Source organism: Nocardia niwae NBRC 108934 = DSM 45340, assembly GCF_001613465.1.
Classification (GTDB): Bacteria; Actinomycetota; Actinomycetes; order Mycobacteriales; family Mycobacteriaceae; genus Nocardia; species Nocardia niwae.
On record NZ_BDCK01000029.1, the window covers coordinates 1 to 24,434 of the forward strand.

Consider the following 24,434-nt stretch of genomic DNA (forward strand, 5'->3'; position numbering starts at 1 on the left):
AGATCCCGATTCGCTGGCGTTGCGGGACGATCTGCCCGAACGAGTCGACGATGTGGTCGACGAAGCCGTACTCCTTGGCCTGCGCCGCGGTGAACCAGCGGTCGTGCAGGGAATCCTCGTAGATCCGGTCGAACGGCTGGCCGGTGTCCTCGGCGATGATCCCGAGCACCGTGTCGACGGTGTAGCGCAGATCGTCGGCCTGGACCTCGACGTCAACGGCGGTGCCGCCGATGCCCGCCGATCCCTGGTGCATCAGCACCCGCGCGTGCGGCAACGCGAAACGCTTGCCCTTGCTCCCCGACGACAAGAGGAATTGCCCCGCGCTGCACGCCAATCCGAGTGCGAGCGTGGATACTTCGCAGGGCACCAGCCGCATCACGTCGCGGATGGCGAGCATCGACGGAACCGATCCGCCGGGCGAATGGATCCACAGCGAGATACCCGCCTCGGAGTCCTCGGCGGCGAGCGTGAGCAGTTGAGTCATCAGCAGCGTGCCGTTGTCGTCGTCGAGCGCGCCGTCGAGCACGACGATGCGGCGGCTGAGCAGCTGCTCGCGCGCCCGCCAGCTGAACATCGGGATTCTGTCATCGTGAGCCATGGCTCCACGGTGCCGCACGCGCGGCGCCCCACCGCTCCCTCGCTGCCCTCGGCAGATCCGCTCTCAGCAGCGGAGCGACGGCCCCGTCCTGCGGTCACTGGTCTTCTGGTCGCTGAGCGCGGACGAACTCGAAGTCTCACCCGGAAAGCACGGTTCTACCGCGAGAAGGCCGAACTCTTCCGGGGCTTCGCGAACACCGAAGACGACGGCGACTTCGGCGACTGTCCCCCGAACCCGTTCGATGCGCGTCACGGTCGAAGCCGCGGTGCGGCCATCCGACGCCTCGCCGACTGGGCGGAATGGTCCGCAACGGCACCGCTGTCCGAGCCGAAGACCTGAAGCGTGCCGACGATCCGGCCCCGAAGACGACGATGCCCGTCGGCGCGTGGTGCGCGGACGGGCGTCGTCGCCGAGAACCGGCTGCTAGGACTCGCGGCCCGCGGTCGAGGCGGACCGCTGCCTGCTGGTGCGGGCGCGGCGGCGTTCGGCCTGCAGCTCGGCGAGTTCCTGCTCGAGGATGTCGGCGACGCGGAAGGAACCGGTGTCGTAGATGTCCGGCGTGCGGGCCGTCGGCGGCTGCGCGCCCTCGGGCTTGGGAGCGTCCTTGCCGTTCTTGGGCTCCGGCGCCGGGCTGTCGCTCTTGGCTTCCGCCAGCGGGCGGCGGGTGGCCGGGATCTCCGCCGTCGGGACCTCGGTCTCGGTGACCGTGGTGCGCGGCGTGGCCGGCGGCGTCTGCCGGACGACCACCTTCGGCGCTGCGGGCTCGTCGGCGGGCACCCGGGCGGCCGGACGGCCCTCGGACCTGCCCGGCGCGACCGCTGCGGGCTCACTCGCGGCGAGCTTCTTCCCGTTGGCCGACGGCGCACTGCCGTTGGCGATGGCCGCGACGTCGTTCTCGACCTGCACCGGCGCGTGGAAGGCTTCCATCGCGTCGAGGTCCTCGATGGACTCGGGCAGCAACGGCTTCCGCGGTGTCTCGACGGGCGGCCACTGGATTTCGGGTTCCACCACGGCTACGGGCTGTTCCTCGGCAACCTCCGGGGCGGCCTCGGTTTCGACGACCTCGACCGCCTCCTGCTCGACGACCTCCACCGGGGGCGCCACCGCGGCAAGTTGCGGTTCGGGGTGCACGTGCGGGACGGCCGGCGCCTCGGGCGCGGCGGGCATCCGGTACCTGGGCAGTGTGAGCCGGATCTGCTCGGCCGGGTCGGGCAGGTCGCGAACCTGCTCGGTGGCCCTCGCGATGGCGAGGCCGTAGCGTGCGCTCGCGGCGTCGTGGATGAGCAGCGCGACGCCGATCATCACCGGCGCGATGGCGTGCACGGCCGCGTCGTACCAGGCGCCCGCGCGCAGATAGGGGTAGGTGTTGAGACTGACGGTCAAGGCCAGCAAAGCCATTTCGGCGGTCGCGACCTGGCGGCGGTTGTCCACCACGCCCCATTCGGCGACCTTGTTGGTGCCGATCATGATGATGATCAGGCAGACGCTGATCATGCCTTCGAGCAGGTAGCTGAACCAGTACAGCGGATCGGTCGCGCCACCGGGAGCGATGTTGTGCTGTACGTTGACCGCCGACCACAACATGCCCGCCGCGACTACGCCCGCCAGTGCCCGCAGCGACCAGGACCGATGCCGGTAGAGCGAGGCCAACTTCGCGTGCGGACTGGATTCACGTCGTTGCGCGGCAATCGCCTTGCGGGCGAGCAAAAGGTCTCGCATGTCGGCCTTCTCGATCGCTTCGGTGGTCTGCCTGGCGCGGTCGGATGCCGCGGCGGCCGCCTGCGCCTCTTTCCAGCGTTGTCCGCGCTCCTGGGTGCGGATCCGTTCGGCGAGCTCACGTTCGGCATACAGTTCGTCCTCCGACAGCGCCTCGGTGAGCGCGGGATCGAACTGGTACGCGAGCCGTCCACGGGCCTTCTCGACCCGCCTCGCCAGCTGTGTAACCTCGTCCTCGATGGGATGTTCGATGACCATCAGCGCTCCCCGCACGGGAGAGTCGATGGCAGACAAGTGATCACGTATGGCAACGGCACGTTTCATTCATAGTCGATCCACCGCTACTGGCGAAACTGTTCATTTGCCATCTCACGAAACTATCCGGCGCGCCGCGGACGACACACGCGCCGGGGCAGGATTTCCCGGCGCCGCGGGCAGTTCCTTCCACCTCGCGACAGACCATTGACCGCTCTATGCTGAACGGGCGCGCTTTCCCTTCGCGGCGGCGCGTGCGCTCCCGCAGCGCGTTCGGATACGCCGGTGCTGTCGAGATTCGCCCCTCGGCGGCACCGGGCCGGCCACTCCCGCGCACCGGGTGTTTCACCGATACCCCCGGCCATTCCGGCGCACGCCATATGGATCTCGGATATCGCTATGCGGCAGCATGACTCAGCAGCCGACCGCGAAACGCACAGCCTCCCCATTCGCGTGATCCGCAGGGCGATCCCAGACGTGCGAATGCGAACCGCTCACTCGGGATCGGCCACCCGTCCGATGTCCACCGAGTCGAGCACCCGGGACAACGTGTCGAACAGCAGCAGGTCCAGCCGGTCCTGGTCGACGTCGTCGCGGGACAGCCACTGCACCGTGAGGTCCTCGGCCATCGCCCACCACGAGCGCACCACCAGACGTTCGGCGGTCGAGCGTGCGGGCCGGCCGAGAGCGGCGAACACCCGATCGGTCAGTTCGTCGTGCATCCGCTCCATGATCGCCTCGAGCACCGGATCCTGACCTGCGGCACGGAGCAGGCCGACCAGCGGCCCGCTGCGTTTGCGCATGTAACCCACGAAGTTGGCGATCATCGAGGCGAGCGGGTCCGCGGCGTCGGGGTCGGGACCGGTGGCGCGCAGGAATCGCTGCGACGCGGCGCGGACCAGCTGCGCGTAATAGTCCTGCTTGGTCGGGAAGTAGTGGAACAGCAGCCCGCGCGAGATGCCCGCCTGCTGCGCTACCGCGTCGACGGTGATCTGGTGCCACGGGCGATCGATCAGCATGCCCAGACCGATCCCGATCAGTTGCCTGCGCCGGTCGTCCGCCGAGCGGCGGCCGCTCGGCTCCACGGCGACGTCGGTCATCCACCCTCCTCTATTGAGCAATGCTCAACAATATGCTACCAATGACCTGACCGGAAGTTGAGCAATGCTCAGCAAACCTCGAGGATGGGTATGGACTTCACGCATTCCGACCGAGCCGTCCGCCTCACCGACCAGGTGCGGCAGTTCGTGCGCGACGAGATCGAGCCGCGCGACGAGGAGCACGCCGCCGCCCTGCGGGAATCGCCATGGGCGGTCCCTCCGGTGGTCGAGGAGCTCAAGAAGAAGGCGCGAGACGCGGGTCTGTGGAACCTCTTCCTGCCCGATCCGGAACTCGGCGCGGGGCTGAGCAACGTCGATTACGCCCCGATGGCGGAGGCGATGGGTAGTTCCGGCTGGGCGCCGGAAGTGTTCAACTGCAACGCGCCCGACACCGGCAACGCCGAAGTCCTGCTGCACTACGGCAGCACCGAGCAGCGGCAGCAGTGGCTGCGGCCGCTGCTGGACGGCACGATCCGCTCGGCGTTCTGCATGACCGAACCCGAGGTCGCCTCCTCGGACGCGACCAACATGGCGGCCACAGCCGTCGTGGACGGCGAGGAGATCGTGCTCAACGGCCGCAAGTGGTGGAGCACCGGCATCGGCCATCCGAACTGCAAGTTCGTCATCTTCATGGGCTTGACCGCCCCGGAGGCGCACCCGTATCAGCGGCACTCCATGGTGCTGGTCCCGCTGGACACCCCCGGCGTGCGGATCGAGCGGATGCTCACCACCTTCGGCTACCTGGACGAACCGTTCGGCCACGGCGAGGTCACCTTCACCGACGTGCGTCTGCCGCTGGACGCCGTGATCGCCGGGCCGGGCCGCGGCTTCGAGATCGCCCAGGGCCGCCTCGGCCCCGGCCGCATCCACCACTGCATGCGCGCCATCGGCCTGGCCGAGCGCGCGCTGGAACTGGCCTGCCGCCGCGCCCTGTCCCGCACGGCGTTCGGCAAGCCGCTGGCCAACCTCGGCGGGAACCGTGAGCGCATCGCGAACGCGCGCGTGGCGATCGACCAGGCGCGGCTGCTCGTCCTGCACACCGCCTGGCTACTGGACACCAAGGGCCTGGCCGGAGCGCGCAGCGAGGTCTCGCAGATCAAGGCGGTCGTGCCGAGGATGACCCAAGAAGTGCTCGACATGGCCATCCAATTGCACGGCGGCGCTGGTCTTTCCGACGATTTCCCGCTGGCGCGCGCCTTCGCGGGCATTCGCTCGCTGCGGTTCGCCGACGGCCCCGACGAGGTGCACCTGGGCGTGATCGCCCGGCAAGAGCTGCGCAAGTACGGAACCGACCGGTGAGTGTTCCGGGGGCCACCGCCGTTCGCGCGGAGGACGCCTTCGACGTCGCCGCCGTGCACGCGTGGCTCGCCGAGCGGGTCCCCGGCCTGGGCGAGCCGCCCGAGGTGCGCCAGTTCTCCGGTGGCGCGTCCAATCTGACGTATCTGCTGCGCTACCCGGAGCGCGACCTGATACTGCGCCGCCCGCCGAGGGGCACCAAAGCGGCTTCCGCGCACGACATGGGCCGCGAGTTCCTGGTGCAGCAGCGGTTGCATCCGCACTACCGTTACGTGCCGCGGATGGTGGCCCGGTGCGCCGATCCGGAGGTGATCGGCAGCGAGTTCTACGTGATGGAGCGCGTGGCGGGCACGATTCTGCGAGGTGATCTACCGGAGGGCACGACCCTGTCCCCCGACCGGGCGCGGCGCTTGTCCACCTCGGCCTTCGACTGCCTGATCGAATTGCACCAGGTCGATCCCGTCGCCGCCGGGCTCACCGAAATCGGCAAGGGCGCGGGATACGTGGGCCGCCAGGTCGCGGGCTGGTCGCGGCGCTTCGTGGACGCCCGCACCGACAACGTGGGCGATTTCGCGGCGGTGATGAGTTGGCTCGCCGCCAACCAGCCCGCGGACGTCGCCACCACCGTCATCCACAACGACTTCCGCCTGGACAATCTGGTGCTGGACCCGTCCGGCTCGGGCGCGATCGTCGGCGTGCTCGATTGGGAGATGGCGACCCTGGGTGATCCGCTGATGGATCTCGGTGGGGCGCTGGCCTACTGGGTGCAGGCGGACGACGACGAGGTCATGCGGGCCTCCCGCCGGCAGCCGAGTCACCTGCCCGGCATGCTGACCCGCGCGCAGATCGTCGAACACTATTGCGCGCGCACCGGACGCTCGGCGGAGAACTGGCCGTTCTACGAGGTCTTCGGATTGTTCCGCCTCGCCGTCATCGCCCAGCAGATCTATTACCGGTACCACCACGGGCAGACCACGAACCCGGCGTTCAAGGATTTCTGGATGCTGATCAACTACCTGGAATGGCGCTGCCGGAAAGTCGCGGGGATCGACTAGCGCCCCTCGAACACCGTCATCGGGGTGCGGGCTCCCGCGTCATCGCCCTAGCGCGATGGATCCGACATCGGTGACAGCGCAGCCGTTGCCGGCCGGGATCCCGGCGAAGCGGTCGCGCAGCCAGGCGATCACGCTGTTCTCGGCGAGGGTATTGAGGGTCAGGTGCTCGCTCGAATGGTCGCGGATATAGGTGACTCGGGCGGCGGGGTCCCGGCAGTAGGCGGAGGCGAGCGCGTCGGCGGGGCCGATGGGAACGAGCCAGTCGGCGGTCGCGTGGTAGAGGAAGACCGGGGCGTCGGGAACCGACTTGCCCATCCTGGTGCGGTCGAAGACCGCGCGCAGCACCGAGGTGTGCAGTATGCCGCCGTGCACCAAGCTGTCGATGTCGAGGAAGGGTTCCGTCGCGGCCTGATGCAGCACGCAGCTGCGTTCCTTCGCGGCCAGCACCTGGCGGCCGCGCGGTGTCGCGTTCGCTCGCAGGTAGGCGTCCAGTTCGGGTTCCTCGCGCGCGAGGCCGATGATGGCGGCCGCGACCAGCCCCGCGCCGGGACCCCTGTTCGCCGCATGCGACAGGACCTCGAGGTCTACGTCGGTACCGCCGGAGACGACGCCGACGAGGTTCACCTCCGGCGCGTAGGCGCTGCGCAATTCCGCTCCGTGCAGCGTGGGTATCGAGCCGCCCGAGTATCCCCACATCGCCACCTCGGTGTCCGCTCCCGGCAGTCCCAGTGGATCGAAACGTTCCGCGGCACGGATGCCGTCCAGCGCGATCCGTGCGGCCAGCGGGCCATGGGCGAACGCGGCGTTCGGGCCTTGATGGTCCGGCACCACGACCGTCCAGCCCTGCGCGAGCAAGGCCGGGGCGCTGCGCAGCGGATCGATCTGCCCGTCGAGCAGCCCGGCCTCCATCGATCGGCGCACCGTGTAGGACGGCGCGCAGAACAGCCCGGTGGAATCCTCGGCGGCGTGCAGGGACACCAATTTCCCGGTCGGCGCAGCGGGTTTCAGCAGCGTCGCGACGGCGGCGATGGGCTGATCGGCGCTGTCGGCGGACCGATAGGAGATCTGCCAGGCCTCGGCCGCCGGCCCCGCGGGCTGGTTCGCGATGGTGACCGGCCGCGCGGCGAGAATCTCACCCGGCCGCTTCGAGGCGACCAGCTCGGCGGGCGGCCGATAGAACGGGTCCTGCTCCGGCGGCATCGGCTCCGCCGTCACCGGAATCTCCGGCTCCGCCGCCGACAACCCGCCGGGCGTCGTCAGCAACACCGAGAACACCGTCGCGACAACCACACAGCACCGTGCGAACACCACCGACGACCTCCCCTGGAATCGACCGCTTGTGCAGTGCGTTTCGCGCCGATCGACCGCTCCGGCAGTGGCATCGTAGCCAAGTCTCCGCCTCCGGGCGGTGAGTTCGGCGCGACTCAGTTCGGCGCGGCGATCTTGATGATGGTGGCTTCACCGTCGGTGGTGGCCACGGTGACGAACTGGCGGTAGGTGCGGTTGGCGGAATCGGGGCGCAACTCGGTGATGACCACGTCGTATCGCCCGTCGAGCATGGGGGTGATCATGACGCAGTGCTGGGTCCCCGTGGGGACGGAGGCGATGCCCGCGTCGATCACGGCGACCGGTGGCACCGCGGCGTCCGGCACCGTCAGCGATCGCGCGACCGCTCCCGACCGGGTCACGTAGTAGGCGTGCTGGAAGGCCAGGATCACGTCCGGCCCGGAGGCGGTCGAGCCGGTTCCGTTGCCACGCACCAGTTGGGCACCGCGCGTCGGCTCGCAGCCGGGGCCGCCACCCAGCACGGGGTCCGCCACCGTGGCCGATTGCCGTGGCGCGGAAGCGGCGTCGGTATAGACCAGGACCAGCGCGGCGGCGGCGAGCGAGGCGGCCAGCCCGACCCCGCCGACCAGCCATGCGCGGCGTGGTCCGCGACGAGCGCGGCGCCGTTTACGGGCCGCCCGGTGCCGGTCCCGGCCGGTGCGAGGCGGCGGCTCGTGACCGGAGATCATCCCCGGCCAGGTGGGCACGCGTCCGTCCCGGACCTGGCCTGGGCGGGCGCGTCGGCCGCCGGGCTCGGACGTGTTCGACGACATGCTCTCGCCGCACCCCCTTTTACCGGTGCCTACTCGGCCACCGTGGGTTCCCTCTCAATGCCGTTGCGCAATAACAACATTGCATATCTCTCCGGATTCTGTCGGTCGAATGCCCAACAGGCAAGGCCGAACTCCGGCGCGGCGCCGCGAGGAGCATGGGATACCGGCGTGTCCGGACCGGGTGGTCGGTGCGGTTCCGGACCGTGGACACCATGAGCGAGGTGGCGGCCTACCGCACCGCGGTGCTGCTCGAGCCGGTGACCCAGCCGAGCTAGTCCCAGGTCAGCGGATCCAGATAAAGGAAGAACCGCTGGCGCGCGGCATCGAGTTCGATGCCGTAGCGATCGGCGAAGGCGCGGTCGGCCTCCTCGGCGCGCCGCTCGTCCCGCCATGACTCCCTGGCATTGGCCAGCAGCAGCGCGATATCGGCGTACGGGTCGGCGAGGCCGAGGCGTCCGAGGTCCACGAATCCGGCGACGCTGTGGGTGTCCGGATCGAGAATGATGTTGGGCAGGCACAGATCGCCGTGGCACACCACGGCTTCGGCGGACTCCTGGGTCATCCTCGGTCCCAATTCGGTGGCCAGCCGGGTGAGCAGGACGGTGGGCGGAGTGGCCTGCTGTTCCTCCGGCAGGAATTCGGTGTGGACCGCACCCCGCACCACCACGTCCTGGGCGATCGCGAACATCCGCGCGAGGCCGCGGTCGAACGGGCAGTCTTCGGCGGGCAGCTCGTGCAGGCGCCGCACCGTGTCGGCGATGCTGGCCCACGCGCTGGAAAGCGTCTGCACGGCAACAGCGTCGGCGGGCACACCGTGGACGGCGCTGGTGATCAAGCAGGCGCCGCCGTCGGCGTCGGTGCGCCAGTCCAGCACTTGGGGACCGGGGATATCGTGGGCGTCGAGCCAGAGGACCTTGTCCCGTTCCAGCGCGAGGTCGGCGGCCCGTCCGGGGTCGGCGCACTTGGCGTAGCGGGAGCCGTCGGCGGACCGGAACACCTCGGCGCCGGACTCCCCGCTGCCGACCGGTTCCCATCGGCGATCGGACGGCAGGGTGGCGCGGAAGCGGACAAGCGACTCGGACACGCCATCGACGGTAGCAACGCAACCCGCCCGCGACCCACCGCGCAGACCTCCGGCAACTCAGATGTATAGTTGCTTAAAGCAACTAGTTGTGGCTGCTAATCAAATCTGCTGGTGGGGAACGTCGAGGTGAGTGTCATGTCCGCAACCGCTCGCGAGCGCCGGATCACGGCGGCCGAACTCGCGGCCGCCGACGAACTCGGTCAGCGGCTGGTGCGGTTCATGCGCGCGGTCAACCGGGCGAAGTGGCTGCCGGCCCGGCCCGGTCCGGACGGACTGGAGCGACTCGCCTACGCCGTGCTGTTCTGCCTGGTGCACGAAGGGCCGCAGCGCGCGGGCAGGCTCGCCGAATTGCTGCACGCCGAGGCATCGACCATCAGCAGGCAGAGCAGATCGCTCGTGGCGCACGGCCTGGTGGAGCGCCGGGCCGACCCGGTCGACGGCCGCGCGTGCGTGCTGGCGGCCACAGCGGAAGGCGTGCGCGTCTTCGAGGAGAACCGCGCGCTGCGTAACCGGTGGCTGGCCGACATCCTGGCCGACTGGCCCGCACCGGACCGCGACACCTTGACCGCACTGCTCGACCGGCTCACCGCAGGAATAGAGACCACTCCCCGACACCCAGCCGATCCGAAATAGGGCTCATCCATGACGAATTCCACCACCCGGGCTCCGCGGAACCCGGACGCAGGCGCGGACACGTCACTGTCGCACCGGCAGATCCTGACCATCCTGTCCGGGTTGCTGCTCGGCATGTTGCTGGCCGCGCTCGACCAGAACATCGTCAGCGTCGCGATCGTCAAGATCGCCAACAGCCTGCACGGTTTCGACGAGCAGGCGTGGGCGACCACCGCCTACCTGATCACCGCGACGATCACCACGCCGCTCTACGGCAAACTGGCCGACATCTACGGCCGTAAGCCGTTCTACCTCACCGCGATCGGCCTGTTCGTCATCGGTTCGGTGGCGTGCACCTTCGCCGGGTCGATGTATCAGCTCGCCGCGTTCCGCGCGTTCCAGGGCCTGGGCGCGGGCGGCCTGATGTCCCTGGCGTTCACCATCATCGGCGACATCGTCCCGGTCCGGGAACGGGTGCGCTACCAGGGCTATTTCATGATGGTCTTCGGCACCGCGACGGTGCTCGGCCCGGTGCTGGGCGGATTCTTCTCCGACTACGAAGAACTCGGCGGCATCGAAGGCTGGCGGTGGGTGTTCCTGGTGAACGTTCCGGTCGGCCTGCTGGCCCTGCTCGTCGTGGCCAAGGTGCTCAACGTGCCGCACCAGCGCCAAGACCACCGCATCGACTGGTTGGGCGCGCTGACGCTGACGATCTGCGTGGTGCCGCTGCTGATCGTCGCCGAACAGGGACGCCACTGGGGCTGGTCGGCGGACAAGTCGCTGCTGTGCTACGGCATCGTGGCGGCGGGCCTGGTGCTGTTCGTCCTGGTCGAATTCCTGATGAAGGACTCGGCGCTGATTCCCCTGCGACTGTTCAAGAACTCGACCTTCAGCGTCACCATCGCGGGCGGCTTCATCGTCGGTGTGGCGATGTTCGGCGCGATCACCATGGTTCCGCAGTACTTCCAGGTCGTGCGCGGCTACTCGCCCACGAAGGCGGGTCTGCTGATGTTGCCGCTGGTGCTCGGCATCACGGTCGGCTCGCAGGCGGCAGGCCGGATCACCAAGCGGACGGGCCGCTACAAGATCCTCCCGGTGGCGGGCACATTCATCGTCGCGGTCGGCGCGGCACTGTACGCGCAAGTGCAATACGACAGCCCGCTGTGGCAGCCGCTGGCCATCGGCGCGGTGATCGGCCTCGGGCTCGGCTGCTGCATGCAGACGCTGATCATCGCCGCGCAGAACGCCGGACCGCGCTCGGACATGGGCGTCTCCACCGCGTCGGCGACGTTCTTCCGGCAGATGGGCGGCACGCTCGGTGTCGCGGTGTTCTTGACCATCCTGTTCAACCTGCTGCCGCACCGGATCATCGACGCCTTCGGCGGCACGCTGCCGCCGGGGTTCGACGCCGACCAGCTCAGTGGCATGCAATCCAACACCAGCGGCATCGCCGCGCTCCCGGACGCGCTGAAAGTGCCCATCCTCACCGGCTTCACCGACTCCATGCACGGCGTGTTCTACGCGGCGGCCGGGGTCGCGCTGCTGGCCTGCGTGGTGCTGATGTTCATGAAGGAGATCCCGCTGCAGGACGTTCCGGCGCCCACCGCGCAGACGCCGGTGGAGCAGACCTCGGCCGCCGAGTCGAACTGGGAGGCGGATCAGGTGTGGGAGGGCGCCGCGCAGGCGCTGTCGGAGCCGGAACCGGTGCTCGCGGCGGCCGCGGGCGGTTACGGCCCGGGCGATCCCGCGGGCAACGGCGCCTACCGGCGCGAACCGCGGGCGAGCTTCGACGGCGCCGAGTACGACGGCCGTTCCCTCGGCGGCTACGTCCACCGCGAGGACGGCAGGCCGGTGCCCGCCGCCGCGCTGACGCTCATCGATCAGCACGGGCGGCAAGCCGCGCGAACGAGCGGCGGCGCGGACGGCAGCTACCTCGTCACCGCGCCCGACGCGGGCAGCTACGTGCTGATCGTGTCGGCCGCAGGCCATCAGCCCGCCGCGGTCAATGTGACCGTCGGGGACCGGTCGCAGAAAGTCGACGTCACCCTGCTCGGCTCCGGCGAGGTGTCCGGCGTGGTCCGGTCGAGCGCTCTCGGCGAGCCGCTGCCCGGCGCGACGATCACGCTGACCGATCTGGACGGCGAGGTCGTCGGATCAGCGAACGCGGCGGCCGACGGCGCCTATGTGTGCCACGGCGTGGTGCCCGGCACGTACACGGTCGTGGCGGTCGCCGAGCACATGCGTCCCAGCGCGGCCGCGCTGACCGTGCCGGACAGCGGGCTGCTGCGGCACGACATCGTTCTCACGCCGATGGCGGTGCTGGCCGGGTCGGCGTGGTCGGACGGCGGCCGCGCGATCGCGGACGTGCAGATCAGCGTGCTCGACGCGGCGGGCGCTCTGACGGCCACCGCGCGCACCGACGAGAACGGCCGTTACATCGTCGCTGATCTCGCCGAAGGCGACTACACGGTGGTGGCGCGCGGCTACCCGGCGGTGACCAGCCGGGTCACGGTGAGCGGCGGCGAGGTCGCCCACGACGTGCGGCTGAGCTACGAACTCGAGGACGAGGCGACCGAGAACATCCCGCCCGCCCGCTGACGGACCCGCGGAACGCTCGCAAGGGGCGGTGGTGTTCGGGCCATCGCCCCTTTGCGTTCCCCGGCCCTGCTGATCAACGAATGGGCGTCGCGGAGCGCAGCGGCGGTAACCCACTCCGCGCGAATCCGAAGGGGGCGTCCGCCCGGTCGGCGGCCTTGCTCGCATCGCCGAATGGCCCCCAACGGAATGCGCGGGCGCTCCGCACCCCGGAAGTCCTTGGCTGCCGCGCGGATCGACACATCGGCATGGCTCACGAGTTCGTGGACGAATTCCTCGCGCGGATCACCAGTGGTTCACTCCGCCGTCCGAGGCCGCTTGTGGTCGCCGAAGGGTTCGTCGCGCTCCCGCACGGCCTCGCGGAAGCCCGCGGTGGCGGCGCGCGCCTGGAAGTCGTAACCCTCCCGGGTGTGCCGGGCGATGCCGTCGAACACCGTGCTGATCATGCCGGAATTGGCCACGCCCTGGGCGTACAGCGCCGAGTTGAGCGCCAGTTTGGCCATCATCAGCTGGTTTACCGGCATGCGCGCGATCCGGGCGACGAATTCCTCGGTGCGCTCGTCGAGTTCGCCGGCGGGCCACGATTCGATCGCCAGCCCCCATTCCACCGCCTGCTTTCCGGTGAGACAGTCGCCGGTGAACAGCAGGCGCTTGGCGCGCTGGTCACCGAGGCGGTGCGCCCACATGCCCGCCGCCGGGACACCCCAGACCCGGGTGGGCGGGTAGCCGATCTTGGTGTCGTCGGCGCAGATGATCTGGTCGGCGAACAGGGCGATGTCGCTGCCGCCCGCCACGGCGAAGCCGTGCAACTTGGCCACTGTGGGCTTGTTCGCCTGCATCAAACTGGCGAAGCCCCGGTTGAACCGGCTCATCATCGCGTAGTCGATCATCGGGTCCCAGGTACGCGCCGGATCGTGATTGCGGCCCTGCACCACCGGATCGACGACCGTTCCCGCCACGTCGCCGGAGCCGTCGGCCACCACGAAGCTCTGCTCGGCGAACATGCTCAAGTCGTATCCACCGCAGAAGCCCTTGCCGCGTCCGGACAACAGGATCACGTGCACGCGCGGATCGAGGTCCGCGCGTTCGACCGCATGCGCCAGATCGAGCGGGGTGTCGGGGGTGATCGCGTTGCCCTTCTCCGGCCGGTCGAAGGTGATGCGCGCGATGCGGCCGTCCCGCTCGTAGGTGAGGGTCCGGTACTCGCGCGCGTCGTCCGGAGCGGGGCGTCCGGCCCACGGCGAGTCCGGCGTCTCGGTCCATCCGCGATACCACGCGCCAGCGCCGCCACCGGCCTGGATGTCACTGTCGGTCATCGCTTTCCCTTCGACGCTGGTCCGGAACCCTGTCTCGGCAGTCTGGCGCACGGCCATTTGACAGTCAATACTGACTGTGAAAATGTCGCGCCGACGGGAGGAGCCGGAATGGCCGGACTACGCGAGGAGCGCAAGCGAGCGACCCGCGTCCGCATCCTCGACGCCGCCGCCGATCTGCTGGCCGAGCAGGGTTATCGGGCGCTGTCGACGCTGGCCGTGCAGCGCGCCGCGGGCGTCAGCCGCGGCGCGCTGTTGCATCACTTCCCGACCCTCGGCGCGTTGATCGGCGCACTGGTCGGACATCTGGTCGCGCGCAACGAGGCGGCCGTCCACGAGGCCGCTGCCGGGCTCGACCACGGGAGCGATCCCGTCCTGCGCGCCCTGACCGCCCTGTACGAGTCGATGGCCCGACCGGCGGCGCAAGCCGAGTTCGAGCTGTGGGCGGCGGCGCGGACCGATCCGGCGCTTGCCGAGGCGTTGCGGACGGCAGAACGACAAGCCGGGCGAGACCTGCGGCGTGTGGTGGACGCGCTGTTCGGTCCGGACATCGTCGCCCATCCGCGCTATCCGGCCGTCCGCGACCTCACCGTCGCGATACTGCGCGGCACCGCGATGTCGCGCCCGCTGCGCGGCTCCGAGCGCGCCGCCACGGCAACCATCGGCCTATGGGCGGAGGCCATGACAGCTCTTCTCGCGGAGGACTCCTAGCAATCGGCGGGCTTGGGCGGAGCCCAATCAGTTGTGATACGTGTCACTTCCGCCGTCGATTGTGCGGTCTCCCACACTGTCGTTATCCTGGCTGCACTTTGAGACCATCGAGTCTCAATGCAGCCTTCGACGGGGCCGGGTTCGACCACCGCACGGCGCCGGCGAAGGCCGATCCTGCCGGGGAGCGCCTGCGGCGCCTGTATCACCAGGAGCAAACGCCATGCGATCGAAGTGGATCTCTGCGGCCATCGGTTTCACGGCGATGGCACTGTCGTGCGTGGGACCGGGCAGTGGGCCCGCCGTCGCCGCACCGGATTGCCCGAGCCTGTATGTCGTGGCGATCCCGGGAACGTGGGAGACCACCGACCGGCCGGACGAGCGTCCCGGCCCCGGGATGCTGGCCGGAGTCACCCGCGGCCTGCCGTCCTCGGTCCGGGTGGACTACGTCAGCTACGCGGCGACCGCTTTCCCCTGGGAGAGCGAGGTTTACGGCGCCTCGAAGCGCGAGGCCGTGGACAACGCGCGCGGCATGATCGGGGCGATGGCCAGGGAGTGCGGCGCGACCAAGATCGCGCTGCTCGGCTACAGCCAGGGCGCGGACGCCGCCGGCGATCTCGCGGCCGAGATCGGCACCGGGATCGGCGTCGTGCCACCACACCGGATCGCCGCGGTCGGGCTCATCTCCGATCCGCGCCGCTCCCCCACCGACGCGCTCGTCGGCCCGCTGGTGGGCGGCGCGGGCGCGGGCGGTCCCCGCATCGGCGGGTTCGGCTTGGTCAGCCCGCAGACCCGCACCATCTGCGCGATCGGCGATCTGTACTGCTCCACGGCCTCGGACGATTTCATCACCCGCTTCGCCGGTTTCCTGGCCCAGACCTCCCATCCCGACCCGGCCAACCTCTGGCGCTACCAGCTCGAAATGGGCGCCATCGTCGGCGATCTGATGTCCAACGGCGGGATCCCCCTGCTACAGAGCCAGCTGTCGGAGTCGGCCAATCAGGAACGGGCTCGGCTGCTGGACGAGTTCTACCGCTCCGAAGCGCACACCGCTTACGGCAGCTATCCCGTCGGCGGCGGAGCGACCGCGCTGTCGTGGATGCACGACTGGCTCGCGTCACTGGCCTGAGTCAGGGCGCGAGCCGCCGCGCCACCTCGCCCAATCCCTCCGCTACGGCGTCCCGCTGGGCGGCGGTGAGTACGTCGACGAGGACGCGGCGGACGGCCGCGACATGGCCGGGCGCGACTTCGGCCAGCCGCTCCCGGCCCGCGGCGGTGAGCACCGCGATCACCCCGCGCACGTCGGTCGGGCAGGCCTCGCGCATCAGCAGACCGGCCTTCTCCAGCTGCGTCACCTGGTAAGTGAGACCGCTCTTGGAGGTGTAGAGCGCGTCGGCGAGCTCGGTCATCCGCAGCCGGCCCTCCGGCGCGTCCGCGAGCCGCACGAGCACCTCGTACTGGGTGTGGGAAAGCCCTTCCCGCTTGAGCTGCCGCTCCACCTCGCGCCCGACCAACGCGCCGGCCGCCAGGAAGCTCTGCCACATCGCCATCTCTCGGGCGTCGAGCCACTCGGTCTCCACGGCACCACCCTAGCCCTATTGTTCAAATTCGAACAACAGCGTAGATTTGATTCGAATTCGAACTATCGGGCCGAGAGGAAGTCAGTGTGATCACCGAACGAATGCCGGTGCTGTATCTCTCACACGGCGCTCCGCCGCTGGCCGATCACCGCAGCTGGCCCGCCGAACTGGCGGCGTGGTCGCGCGCGTTGCCGCGGCCGCGCGCCGTGCTGATCGTCTCCGCGCACTGGGAGGCCGCGCCGATCGCGCTCGGCGCCACCGAGACGGTGCCGCTGATCTACGACTTCTGGGGCTTCCCCGAGCACTACTACCAGGTGCGTTACGCCGCGCCCGGTGCACCGGAGCTGGCCGTGAGGGTGCGAAACCTGTTGCGCGGGCCCGGCGTCACCGTGACCGACGTCCCGGACCGCGGGCTGGATCACGGCGCCTACGTGCCGCTGAAGGAGATGTATCCGGACGCCGACGTCCCGGTGTTGCAGCTGTCCATGCCGACGCTGGACCCGCAGGCCCTGTTCGGCATCGGCCGCAAGCTGGCGCCGCTGCGCGACGAGGGCGTGCTGATCGTCGGCAGCGGCTTCTTCACCCACAACCTGCGTGCCATGACAACCGACGACGAGCACGTGCACTCCTTCACCGCCGACTTCGACGCGTGGGGCCGCGAGACGCTGGCCGCCCACGACCTCGACGCCCTGCTCGATTTCGAGCACAAAGCGCCCGCGGCTCGCCTGGCCCATCCCCGCGCCGATCACTTCGCACCCTTGTTCGTGGCCCTGGGCGCGGGCGAAGAGGACCTCGGCGCGCTGCGCACCGTCATCGACGGCTACTGGTTCGGCATGGCGCGCCGGTCCGTCCAGCTCGGCTGACCGCCGCGCCGCCGTCCCCGGGAGTGGGCGGCGGACGCGTCGCGCGCGGCGGCGTACCCGCCCGCGCCCGGCGGAATTCGCGTCATCGGATGCGCAGCGCAGTCACCCGCCAGCCCGCCGAGCGGGCCCGCGCGATGCGCGCCGCCAAGGCGAAACGACGCACGCCCCGGCCGTAGGTGGCGAAGACCTCGGCGGTCTTGTCGTCGACCAGGACCACGCGCACCCGGATCGGCACCGCGACGCCGATGGCTCGCCCCGGCACGAGATCTCCGCCGATCAACGTGCGCACCGCGGCGACGACGGTGGCGTCGGCGACCACGGCCAGCTGCGGCACGGGCCTCCTGCGGTCGAGCACCTCGAGGACGATCCGCACCGCCGACTCCGCGAACCGGTGGGCCACCGAGCGCGTTTCGTCCCCAGCGGGTGCGGCGAACGCATGGCTGCGGCGCGTGGCGGCGCGTATCCCGGCACTCGACCGGCCGGAGACCGCGTGCGTCCGCGTGCGGCACGGCAGGGCCCGAGCGGGTGCCGGATCCCGCGCCACCTCGGCGCGCCTGTGACTGTCCAGAGGCGGCTCCGGATTCGGAGCGGGCGCCAACCAATCCCGATAACCACTCATGCACATCCCTTCGAAATCTGGTGGCCGAAGCCCTGTGGCGACCGATTCTGCGGACGCGCCGCCGGAAGTCGCGCGTAGTCGGCTACCCGATTGCGTCCGGACGCGCCGCCGCCGGAGTCGGGCGGCCCCGAAGACCTGCCGTAACCGACGCCACATCGCCGCGCCGGGAATACTCGCGGCGCCCGCCCCGTTCCTTTGGTTGCCATATCCACCAAATTGAGTCAGACTGAGAACGAAGGAGGCGTCGTGCAGTTCGGAATCTTCACGGTCGGCGATGTGACGGCCGACCCCACGACCGGCCGGACGCCGAGTGAGCACGAGCGCATCAAGGCGATGGTGACGATCGCGCGCAAGGCCGAAGAGGTCGGGCTGGACGTGTTCGCCACGGGTGAGCACCACAACCGGCCGTTCGTGCCGTCCTCGCCGACGACGATGCTCGGCTACATCGCGGCGCAGACCGAGCGGCTGCAGCTGTCCACCGCGACGACGCTGATCACCACGAACGACCCGGTGAAGATCGCCGAGGACTTCGCCATGCTGCAGCATCTGGCCGACGGGCGGGTGGATCTGATGCTCGGTCGGGGCAACACCGGGCCGGTCTACCCCTGGTTCGGCAAGGACATCCGCGACGGCATCCCGCTGGCGATCGAGAACTACCACCTGCTGAATCGGCTCTGGCGCGAAGACGTGGTCGACTGGGAGGGCAAGTTCCGCACGCCGCTGCAGTCGTTCACCTCGACGCCGCGCCCGCTGGACGACGTACCGCCGTTCGTCTGGCACGGCTCGATCCGCAGCCCCGAGATCGCCGAGCAGGCCGCCTACTACGGCGACGGATTCTTCGCCAACAACATCTTCTGGCCGAAAGAGCACTTCCAGCGGCTGATCGGACTGTACCGGCAGCGCTACGAGCACTACGGTCACGGCTCGGCCGACCAGGCGATCGTCGGTCTGGGCGGACAGGCCTTCATCCGCAAGAACTCCCAGGACGCGGTGCGTGAATTCCGGCCCTACTTCGACAACGCGCCGGTGTACGGGCACGGCCCGTCGCTGGAGGAGTTCACCGAGCAGACCCCGCTCACCGTGGGCAGTCCGCAGGAGGTCATCGACAAGACGCTCACCTTCCGCGAGTCGTTCGGCGACTACCAGCGCCAGCTGTTCCTCATGGATCACGCGGGTCTTCCCCTGAAGATTGTGCTGGAGCAACTGGACCTGCTGGGCGAAGAAGTGGTCCCGGTGCTGCGCAAGGAGTTCGCGGCCGAGCGCCCGGCGCACGTGCCGGACGCGCCGACGCACGCGAGCCTGGTCGCCGCTCGCAACACCGCCGTGGAGGCCGCCCGATGACCCGTATCGCCGTCGTCTCCACGGGCCTGTCGCAGCCCTCGTCGACCCGGTTGCTGGCAGACCGGCTCGCCACCGCCACCGGCGCGGCCATGCCCGCGTCCGGTGGGGACGTGACCTTCGCCGCGGTGGAAGTACGCGAGCACGCCCGCGATCTGGCCGACAACCTGCTGACCGGATTCGCTCCGGCCGGGCTGCGCGCCACGATCGACAGCGTGACCGGCGCCGACGGTTTGATCGCCGTCACGCCGATCTTCAACGCCTCCTACAGCGGCCTGTTCAAGACGTTCTTCGACGTGCTGGAACCGGATGCGCTGGCCGGGATGCCGGTGCTACTCGGCGCGACCGGCGGCTCCGCGCGGCATTCCCTCGCCTTGGAGCATGCTCTGCGCCCGATGTTCAGTTACCTGCGCGCGGTGGTCGCTCCCACTGCCGTCTACGCGGCGTCCGAAGACTGGGCGTCCGCGGCGACAGACGGGCTGAGCGCCAGGATCGACCGCGCCGCAACGGAATTCGCCGCCATGCTGACCAACACACCGCGTCCGCGTGCCGCCGATCCGTACGACGACCCGGTACCGTTCGCACAGCTACTCGGCACCCACTGATCTTTCCCATACCGACCGAAGCTCCACCCCCGACCAAATAGTTCAATCCTCAACTATCTAGGAGATCCTCATGTCGACCGAAACCGCCAACGCTCTGACCGCGGGCACCTGGGCCATCGACCCCGCCCACTCCACCCTCGGCTTCTCGGTCCGCCACCTGATGGTCAGCAAGGTGCACGGCCGCTTCACCGACTTCTCCGGCAAGCTGGTCATCGGCGAGGACGGCAGCGCCTCGGCCGAGGCCGAGATCCGGGTCGACTCGGTCACCACCGACAACGAACAGCGCGACGCGCACCTGCGCACCGCGGACTTCTTCCAGGCCGAGCAGTTCCCGGTGGCCACGTTCAAGTCCACCGGTTTCCGGGTGAACGGCGACGACTTCTTGGTGGACGGCGAGTTCACCATTCGCGGCGTCACCAAGCCGGTCTCGCTGGACGTGGAATTCCTCGGCGTCAACCCCGGCATGGGCCAGGGACCAGTCGCGGGCTTCGAGGCCAAGACCGTGATCAACCGCCGCGACTTCGGCATCACCATCGACATGCCGCTGCCCGACGGTGGCGCGGTGATCGGCGACAAGATCACCCTCACCCTGGAGGTCGAGGTCGGCCTGCGGCCCTGAGCGATCCGGTCCCGGGGGAGCCGATGTTCCTGCGGGACCGGGCATGCCGCTCAGAAGAGGGTCATCGGTTCGGCCGGGGCGGGCTCGGGCAGCGGGTCGAGCTCCGGCAGCCGGGCACGGACCTCGTCGTGGAAGCGACGGGCCAACTCCAGCGAGCCCGCGTTGTCCGGGGTGTGCAGGAACACCGTCGGCGACCGGCCCTCCCGCAGCCATCCGGCCACCGTGCCGACCCACGGCTGCCAGCCCTCGACAGTTCGCCCGACGTCGTCGCGGCCGTGGTACCGCACGATGGGGTACTCGGTCAGTGCGCGCATCCTGCGCCGTACCCGGGGCTTCTTCGACGCCGCCTCCTGTTCCGCGGTGCTGGTGGGCGGGCCGTCGAACAGCACGGTGGTGTCGAAGGGAACCCATTCGGCACCGACCCGGGACAGGACGTATTCCAGGCTGTGCGCGGCCTGCTCGTCGGCGAAGAACGCGGGATGGCGGACCTCGACGGCGACCCGGTGGGCGCGCGGCACCTGGCGCAGGAAACCGGCCAGCGCACCGAGATCCGTGGGACCGAACGAGCCGGGCAGTTGCACCCACAGGGCGTGGACGCGTTCCCCGAGCGGCTCCATCGCGGCGAGAAAGGACCGCAGCTGCTCCTCGGCCCCGGTCAGCCTGCGTTCGTGCGTGATGGGCTTGGGCAGCTTGAGCACGAACCGGAACGCGGGATCACATTGCGCGGCCCATGATTCGACGGTTCGCCGCGACGGCGTCGCATAGAACGTGGTGTTGCCTTCGACCGCGTTGCACCATGTGGCGTACCACCGCAACCGCTCTCCCGGAGCGAGCTGCCGTTCCTGCCAGGCCGCGTGCGTCCACATCGCACATCCCACGTGAAGCCGCATGCTCTCGACGCTAACCCACCCTCCCGACACGGGCGGCGGTCTCCGCCACGTCCGGCTCCGGACTCACTGCCGCGCCCGCTTCTTCGACCGCACCCAGCCGAACGTCAGCTCGACCGCGCGTTTCCAGTTCTCGTACTCGTCTTCCCGCAGCTGCGCCTCCATGCGCGGCACCCACTGGGCGGCAAGGCGCCAATTGTTGCGCAGCCCTTCGAGATCGGGCCAATAGCCAACGGCCAGACCCGCGGCGTACGCCGCGCCGAGTGAGACCGTCTCGGCGACGAACGGACGCAGCACCGGAACATCCAGGACGTCGGCCACGATCTGCATGAGCAGGTTGTTCGAGGTCATCCCGCCGTCCACGCGAAGTGTCTCGGCCTGCAGGCCGGAGTCGGCGTTCATCGCCTCCACCACGTCGCGGGTCTGCCAGGCGGTTGCCTCCAGCACGGCTCGGGCGATGTGGCCCTTGGTGACGTAGGAGGTGAGCCCGGCGATGAGCCCGCGGGCGTCGCTGCGCCAATGCGGCGCGTACAGACCGGAGAACGCGGGCACCACGTAGCAGCCGCCGTTGTCTTCGACGGTGCGCGCGAGGGTTTCGATCTCCGGCGCGCTGGTGACCAGCCCGATGTTGTCGCGCACCCACTGCACGAGCGAGCCGGTGACCGCGATCGGGCCCTCGAGCGCGTAGACCGGCTCGGGGCCGATCTGGTAGCCGATCGTGGTGAGCAGGCCGTGCTCGGAGCGCACCAGCTCGCGGCCGGTGTTCATCATGAGGAAACCGCCGGTGCCGTAGGTGCACTTGGTCTCCCCGCGCGCGAAACAGGTTTGGCCGAACAAGGCGGCGTGCTGGTCGCCGAGCGCGGCGGCGATCGGGATGCCCGGCACCACCCGGCGCGTGCTGCCGTAGGACGCGATCGAGGGCTGGATGCGCGGCAGCATGCGGGCGGGGATGCCGAAGAACTCCAGCAGTTCGGCGTCCCAGGCGAGGGTGCGCAAGTTCATCAGGAGGGTGCGGCTGGCGTTGGTGACGTCGGTGCAGTGCAGCCCACCGTCCGGACCTCCGGTGAGGTTCCAGATCAGCCAGGTCTCCATGGTGCCGAACAGCACCTCGCCGCGCTCGGCACGCTCGCGCAGGCCCGGTACCGCGTCGAGCATCCAGCGCAGCCGCGGCGCGGCGAAATAGCTGGCCAGCGGCAGGCCACACAGTTCGCGGATGCGGTCCGCGCCGGGCTTGCCCTCCAGTTCGCGAACCAGTTCCTCGGTCCGCACGTCCTGCCAGACGATCGCGCGCCCGATCGGCGTGCCGGTGCGCCGGTCCCATACCACGGTGGTCTCGCGCTGGTTGGCGATGCCGAGGGCCGCGATCCGGTCGGCGGCCACGCCGGAATCCCGCAGGGCCTGCGGCACGATCCGCTCGACATTGCGCCAGATCTCCAGCGCGTCCTGCTCGGCCCACCCCGGCCGCGGATAGTGCTGCCGGTGCGGGCGCTGCGCGACGCCGACGAGCCGGGCCCGCTGGTCGAACAGGATGCACCGCGTGGAGGTGGTCCCCTGGTCGATGGCCAGCACGTAACGCTGCTTCATGCTCGGCTGCTCCTGCTCGACATCTGCTGATCAGCGACGGGACGGAAGTCAGTGACCCGCGCCGAGATCACGCGACACCGCACGCGCGGCGTCGAGCACCTGACCGACCAGCGCGGGCCGGTGCCGCAACTGGGCGTCACAGAGCCGATCCACCGCGCCGGTGATGCCGATGGCGCCGACCACGAGCCCGCCGGGGGCCCGGATCGGCGCCGCGATACCCGCCTCGCCTGTTCGGAATTCCTCGGTGTCGCCTGCCCATCCGGCCTGCCGGACGCCGCCCAGCGCCTTGGCGAGCGCGGTGCGGTCGACCAGGGTGCGGTGGGTGAGCGGGGCGAGCTCGGCGCGGCGGGTCGTGGCGGCCAGCTCGGCGTCGTAGGCGAGCAGGACCTTGCCCAGCGCGGTGGCGTGGGGTGGCAGCAGTTCGCCCAGTTCGAGCGCCTGTTGGGTGTTGTCCGGACGGAACACGTGATGCACCACGACCACCGCGCCGTCCATCGGCGCGCCGATCCGCACCGACTCGCCCGTGCGCGCCGCCAGCGCGTCGGCCCAGTTGATCGCGCGGGAGCGCAGCTCGTTCGCGTCGAGGTAGCTGGTGCCCAGGTGCAGCAGCGCCGCGCCGAGTTGGTACTTGCCGGTGACCGGGTCCTGCTCGACGAAGCCGACGCCTTGCAGCGTGCGCAGGATGCCGTGCGCGGTCGGCTTGGGCAGGTCGAGCGCGCCTGCGATGTCGCCGACGCCGAGCCGCCCGGAACCGCGGGCCAGCAGTCGCAGGACGGCCGCCGCCCGCTCGATCGATTGGATCGCACCTGGCATGCCGGGAAACCTACCCGTGTCGTGATTCGACAATGTCGAACGGCTGGTGATACCTGAGCAACATCATTGAAACCCAGTGTGAGCTGCGCCATACATCCTCCTCGCGCGTCGGACGGTAGCGTCGCCGACCTCCGGCAACCAGTCGAGGCGTTCGACATTGTCGAACGGCAGCTGTATCCGGGTCGCGCCTCCCGCCGTAGTTTCCGTTACACGCACGGTCGCGTCCGCGACCTGCGGGGGCGAACGGAGGCTCAACGATGAACTTCGGCTCGATCTTCCTCAGCGAAGCACTCGGCACAGGCGTGCTGGTGCTGCTCGGGGTCGGTGTGGTCGCGAACGTATTGCTGGCCAAGTCCAAAGGATTGGACGGCGGCTGGCTGCTGATCAACGTGGGATGGGGGTTCGCGGTTCTGGCAGGCGTGTATGTCGCCTACAAGACCGGCGGCCATCTGAATCCCGCGGTCACCGTCGGCATCCTGTTCAGCGGCGCCGACGAGTTCGCCCCCGGCATCGCGATCTCCGGCTCGGCGACGCTCGCGTACCTGAGCGGCCAATTCGCCGGCGCGTTCGTCGGCGCGACCGTCGCCTACTTGGCCTACAAACGCCACTTCGACGCGGAGACCGACGAGGAGAAGAAACTCGCCGTGTTCGCCACCGGACCCGCGATCCGCGCCCTGCGCTGGAACTTCGTCACCGAAGTGATCGGCACGTTCACCCTCGTCCTGGTGATCCTCACCTTCGGACACACACCGAGCGGGCTCGGCCCGGCCGCCGCCGCGCTCCTGGTCGTCGGCATCGGCGCCTCGCTGGGCGGACCGACCGGATACGCCATCAATCCCGCGCGCGATCTCGGTCCGCGCATCGCGCACGCGCTGCTGCCGGTGCGTAAGCCCGCCCCCGCCGACGCGGTCCTGGTCCCGGTGGGCGCGGCCGCGCCCGCACCGGCCGGGTCGCCCGACGGCACCCCGCGCGGCAAGGACTCCGACTGGGGTTATGCCTGGGTGCCGGTGCTCGGCCCGCTGCTGGGCGGCGCACTGGCCGGACTCGCCGCGCAGTTCCTGTTCTGATCCTTCTCTCCCACAGCAGTTTCCCGAA

General features: G+C 69.7%; 23 protein-coding genes. 11 read left to right on the forward strand and 12 right to left on the reverse strand.

Going from position 1 to position 24,434, the window contains the following annotated elements:
• The 3 genes from NNI01S_RS20370 to NNI01S_RS20380 all read right to left on the reverse strand — a co-directional run.
• Positions 1-598 (reverse strand): ClpP family protease (locus NNI01S_RS20370; RefSeq protein WP_063021813.1); only part of this gene is annotated, 598 nt, incomplete at its 3' end.
• Between the two features lie 423 nt (positions 599-1,021).
• The gene (locus NNI01S_RS20375) at positions 1,022-2,572 is read right to left on the reverse strand and encodes a hypothetical protein (RefSeq protein ID WP_063021711.1); all 1,551 of its coding nucleotides are present in this window, start codon (positions 2,570-2,572) and stop codon (positions 1,022-1,024) included.
• Between the two features lie 491 nt (positions 2,573-3,063).
• Complete coding sequence (locus tag NNI01S_RS20380) at positions 3,064-3,669, reverse strand: TetR/AcrR family transcriptional regulator (RefSeq protein WP_063021712.1); 606 nt, start codon at positions 3,667-3,669, stop codon at positions 3,064-3,066.
• A 90-nt stretch (positions 3,670-3,759) separates the two neighbouring features.
• On the opposite strand from NNI01S_RS20380, the gene NNI01S_RS20385 reads away from it, so the two are divergent.
• Entirely contained in the window at positions 3,760-4,968 is a 1,209-nt protein-coding gene (locus NNI01S_RS20385) for an acyl-CoA dehydrogenase family protein (RefSeq protein ID WP_063021814.1), read from the forward strand.
• Positions 4,965-6,020 (forward strand): phosphotransferase family protein, encoded by a 1,056-nt coding sequence (locus NNI01S_RS20390; protein WP_063021713.1) that lies wholly within the window; start codon positions 4,965-4,967, stop codon positions 6,018-6,020. The genes NNI01S_RS20385 and NNI01S_RS20390 overlap by 4 nt, the downstream gene beginning before the upstream one ends.
• Before the next feature lie 39 nt (positions 6,021-6,059).
• Here NNI01S_RS20390 and NNI01S_RS20395 read toward each other — a convergent pair whose 3' ends face one another.
• From NNI01S_RS20395 to NNI01S_RS20405, 3 genes are all read right to left on the reverse strand, one after another.
• Positions 6,060-7,331: a lipase family protein gene (locus NNI01S_RS20395; RefSeq protein WP_063021714.1), complete on the reverse strand. Its 1,272-nt coding sequence runs from the start codon at positions 7,329-7,331 to the stop codon at positions 6,060-6,062.
• 113 nt (positions 7,332-7,444) lie between these two features.
• On the reverse strand, positions 7,445-8,119 hold the full coding sequence (locus NNI01S_RS20400; protein WP_245676294.1) for a DUF8176 domain-containing protein: 675 nt from the start codon (positions 8,117-8,119) through the stop codon (positions 7,445-7,447).
• A 271-nt stretch (positions 8,120-8,390) separates the two neighbouring features.
• Entirely contained in the window at positions 8,391-9,203 is an 813-nt protein-coding gene (locus NNI01S_RS20405; RefSeq protein ID WP_084489064.1) for an APH(3'') family aminoglycoside O-phosphotransferase, read from the reverse strand.
• Between the two features lie 135 nt (positions 9,204-9,338).
• Between NNI01S_RS20405 and NNI01S_RS20410 the strand changes: the two genes are divergently transcribed.
• Both NNI01S_RS20410 and NNI01S_RS20415 read left to right on the forward strand, forming a co-directional pair.
• Positions 9,339-9,836, forward strand: a complete 498-nt coding sequence (locus NNI01S_RS20410) for a MarR family winged helix-turn-helix transcriptional regulator (protein ID WP_063021715.1) — start codon at positions 9,339-9,341, stop codon at positions 9,834-9,836.
• 9 nt (positions 9,837-9,845) lie between these two features.
• Positions 9,846-12,413, forward strand: a complete 2,568-nt coding sequence (locus NNI01S_RS20415; RefSeq protein ID WP_063021716.1) for an MFS transporter — start codon at positions 9,846-9,848, stop codon at positions 12,411-12,413.
• 293 nt (positions 12,414-12,706) lie between these two features.
• Here NNI01S_RS20415 and NNI01S_RS20420 read toward each other — a convergent pair whose 3' ends face one another.
• Positions 12,707-13,726: a crotonase/enoyl-CoA hydratase family protein gene (locus NNI01S_RS20420; RefSeq protein WP_063021717.1), complete on the reverse strand. Its 1,020-nt coding sequence runs from the start codon at positions 13,724-13,726 to the stop codon at positions 12,707-12,709.
• A gap of 108 nt (positions 13,727-13,834) precedes the next feature.
• Here NNI01S_RS20420 and NNI01S_RS20425 point away from each other — a divergent pair, with 108 nt between their 5' ends.
• Both NNI01S_RS20425 and NNI01S_RS20430 read left to right on the forward strand, forming a co-directional pair.
• On the forward strand, positions 13,835-14,434 hold the full coding sequence (locus NNI01S_RS20425; protein ID WP_063021718.1) for a TetR/AcrR family transcriptional regulator: 600 nt from the start codon (positions 13,835-13,837) through the stop codon (positions 14,432-14,434).
• Between the two features lie 220 nt (positions 14,435-14,654).
• Entirely contained in the window at positions 14,655-15,560 is a 906-nt protein-coding gene (locus NNI01S_RS20430) for a cutinase family protein (protein ID WP_084489066.1), read from the forward strand.
• A 1-nt stretch (position 15,561) separates the two neighbouring features.
• Here NNI01S_RS20430 and NNI01S_RS20435 read toward each other — a convergent pair whose 3' ends face one another.
• Complete coding sequence (locus NNI01S_RS20435) at positions 15,562-16,011, reverse strand: MarR family winged helix-turn-helix transcriptional regulator (RefSeq protein ID WP_245676295.1); 450 nt, start codon at positions 16,009-16,011, stop codon at positions 15,562-15,564.
• Positions 16,012-16,100: 89 nt separating this feature from the next.
• Here NNI01S_RS20435 and NNI01S_RS20440 point away from each other — a divergent pair, with 89 nt between their 5' ends.
• A complete protein-coding gene (locus NNI01S_RS20440) occupies positions 16,101-16,874 on the forward strand; it encodes a dioxygenase family protein (RefSeq protein WP_435825059.1) in 774 nt (257 codons plus the stop codon).
• Positions 16,875-16,956: 82 nt separating this feature from the next.
• Here NNI01S_RS20440 and NNI01S_RS36370 read toward each other — a convergent pair whose 3' ends face one another.
• Entirely contained in the window at positions 16,957-17,649 is a 693-nt protein-coding gene (locus tag NNI01S_RS36370; protein WP_369689674.1) for an Rv3235 family protein, read from the reverse strand.
• Between the two features lie 90 nt (positions 17,650-17,739).
• On the opposite strand from NNI01S_RS36370, the gene NNI01S_RS20450 reads away from it, so the two are divergent.
• The 3 genes from NNI01S_RS20450 to NNI01S_RS20460 all read left to right on the forward strand — a co-directional run bounded on the left by NNI01S_RS20450 (position 17,740) and on the right by NNI01S_RS20460 (position 20,055).
• A complete protein-coding gene (locus tag NNI01S_RS20450) occupies positions 17,740-18,834 on the forward strand; it encodes an LLM class flavin-dependent oxidoreductase (protein WP_063021721.1) in 1,095 nt (364 codons plus the stop codon).
• The gene (locus tag NNI01S_RS20455; RefSeq protein ID WP_063021722.1) at positions 18,831-19,436 is read left to right on the forward strand and encodes an FMN reductase; all 606 of its coding nucleotides are present in this window, start codon (positions 18,831-18,833) and stop codon (positions 19,434-19,436) included. The genes NNI01S_RS20450 and NNI01S_RS20455 overlap by 4 nt, the downstream gene beginning before the upstream one ends.
• A gap of 70 nt (positions 19,437-19,506) precedes the next feature.
• The gene (locus tag NNI01S_RS20460; protein WP_063021723.1) at positions 19,507-20,055 is read left to right on the forward strand and encodes a YceI family protein; all 549 of its coding nucleotides are present in this window, start codon (positions 19,507-19,509) and stop codon (positions 20,053-20,055) included.
• Between the two features lie 50 nt (positions 20,056-20,105).
• Here NNI01S_RS20460 and NNI01S_RS20465 read toward each other — a convergent pair whose 3' ends face one another.
• The 3 genes from NNI01S_RS20465 to NNI01S_RS20475 form a co-directional block, all read right to left on the reverse strand.
• Positions 20,106-20,945: a DUF72 domain-containing protein gene (locus NNI01S_RS20465; RefSeq protein WP_245676296.1), complete on the reverse strand. Its 840-nt coding sequence runs from the start codon at positions 20,943-20,945 to the stop codon at positions 20,106-20,108.
• 63 nt (positions 20,946-21,008) lie between these two features.
• Complete coding sequence (glpK, locus tag NNI01S_RS20470) at positions 21,009-22,526, reverse strand: glycerol kinase GlpK (RefSeq protein WP_063021725.1); 1,518 nt, start codon at positions 22,524-22,526, stop codon at positions 21,009-21,011.
• A gap of 48 nt (positions 22,527-22,574) precedes the next feature.
• Positions 22,575-23,339, reverse strand: a complete 765-nt coding sequence (locus tag NNI01S_RS20475) for an IclR family transcriptional regulator (RefSeq protein WP_063021726.1) — start codon at positions 23,337-23,339, stop codon at positions 22,575-22,577.
• Between the two features lie 257 nt (positions 23,340-23,596).
• Here NNI01S_RS20475 and NNI01S_RS20480 point away from each other — a divergent pair, with 257 nt between their 5' ends.
• A complete protein-coding gene (locus NNI01S_RS20480; protein ID WP_063021727.1) occupies positions 23,597-24,406 on the forward strand; it encodes an MIP/aquaporin family protein in 810 nt (269 codons plus the stop codon).
• Positions 24,407-24,434: the final 28 nt, after the last annotated feature.

What these genes read in the sequence shown, in the direction of transcription:
- NNI01S_RS20375 (WP_063021711.1), bottom strand. Translation starts at nt 2,572, where the DNA reads ATGGTCATCGAACATCCCATCGAGGACGAGGTTACACAGCTGGCGAGG.
- NNI01S_RS20380 (WP_063021712.1), bottom strand. Translation starts at nt 3,669, where the DNA reads ATGACCGACGTCGCCGTGGAGCCGAGCGGCCGCCGCTCGGCGGACGAC.
- NNI01S_RS20385 (WP_063021814.1), top strand. Translation starts at nt 3,760, where the DNA reads ATGGACTTCACGCATTCCGACCGAGCCGTCCGCCTCACCGACCAGGTG.
- NNI01S_RS20400 (WP_245676294.1), bottom strand. Translation starts at nt 8,119, where the DNA reads ATGTCGTCGAACACGTCCGAGCCCGGCGGCCGACGCGCCCGCCCAGGC.
- NNI01S_RS20410 (WP_063021715.1), top strand. Translation starts at nt 9,339, where the DNA reads ATGTCCGCAACCGCTCGCGAGCGCCGGATCACGGCGGCCGAACTCGCG.
- NNI01S_RS20415 (WP_063021716.1), top strand. Translation starts at nt 9,846, where the DNA reads ATGACGAATTCCACCACCCGGGCTCCGCGGAACCCGGACGCAGGCGCG.
- NNI01S_RS20420 (WP_063021717.1), bottom strand. Translation starts at nt 13,726, where the DNA reads ATGACCGACAGTGACATCCAGGCCGGTGGCGGCGCTGGCGCGTGGTAT.
- NNI01S_RS20425 (WP_063021718.1), top strand. Translation starts at nt 13,835, where the DNA reads ATGGCCGGACTACGCGAGGAGCGCAAGCGAGCGACCCGCGTCCGCATC.
- NNI01S_RS20430 (WP_084489066.1), top strand. Translation starts at nt 14,655, where the DNA reads ATGCGATCGAAGTGGATCTCTGCGGCCATCGGTTTCACGGCGATGGCA.
- NNI01S_RS36370 (WP_369689674.1), bottom strand. Translation starts at nt 17,649, where the DNA reads ATGTGGCGTCGGTTACGGCAGGTCTTCGGGGCCGCCCGACTCCGGCGG.
- NNI01S_RS20455 (WP_063021722.1), top strand. Translation starts at nt 18,831, where the DNA reads ATGACCCGTATCGCCGTCGTCTCCACGGGCCTGTCGCAGCCCTCGTCG.
- NNI01S_RS20460 (WP_063021723.1), top strand. Translation starts at nt 19,507, where the DNA reads ATGTCGACCGAAACCGCCAACGCTCTGACCGCGGGCACCTGGGCCATC.
- NNI01S_RS20465 (WP_245676296.1), bottom strand. Translation starts at nt 20,945, where the DNA reads ATGCGGCTTCACGTGGGATGTGCGATGTGGACGCACGCGGCCTGGCAG.
- glpK (WP_063021725.1), bottom strand. Translation starts at nt 22,526, where the DNA reads ATGAAGCAGCGTTACGTGCTGGCCATCGACCAGGGGACCACCTCCACG.
- NNI01S_RS20475 (WP_063021726.1), bottom strand. Translation starts at nt 23,339, where the DNA reads ATGCCAGGTGCGATCCAATCGATCGAGCGGGCGGCGGCCGTCCTGCGA.
- NNI01S_RS20480 (WP_063021727.1), top strand. Translation starts at nt 23,597, where the DNA reads ATGAACTTCGGCTCGATCTTCCTCAGCGAAGCACTCGGCACAGGCGTG.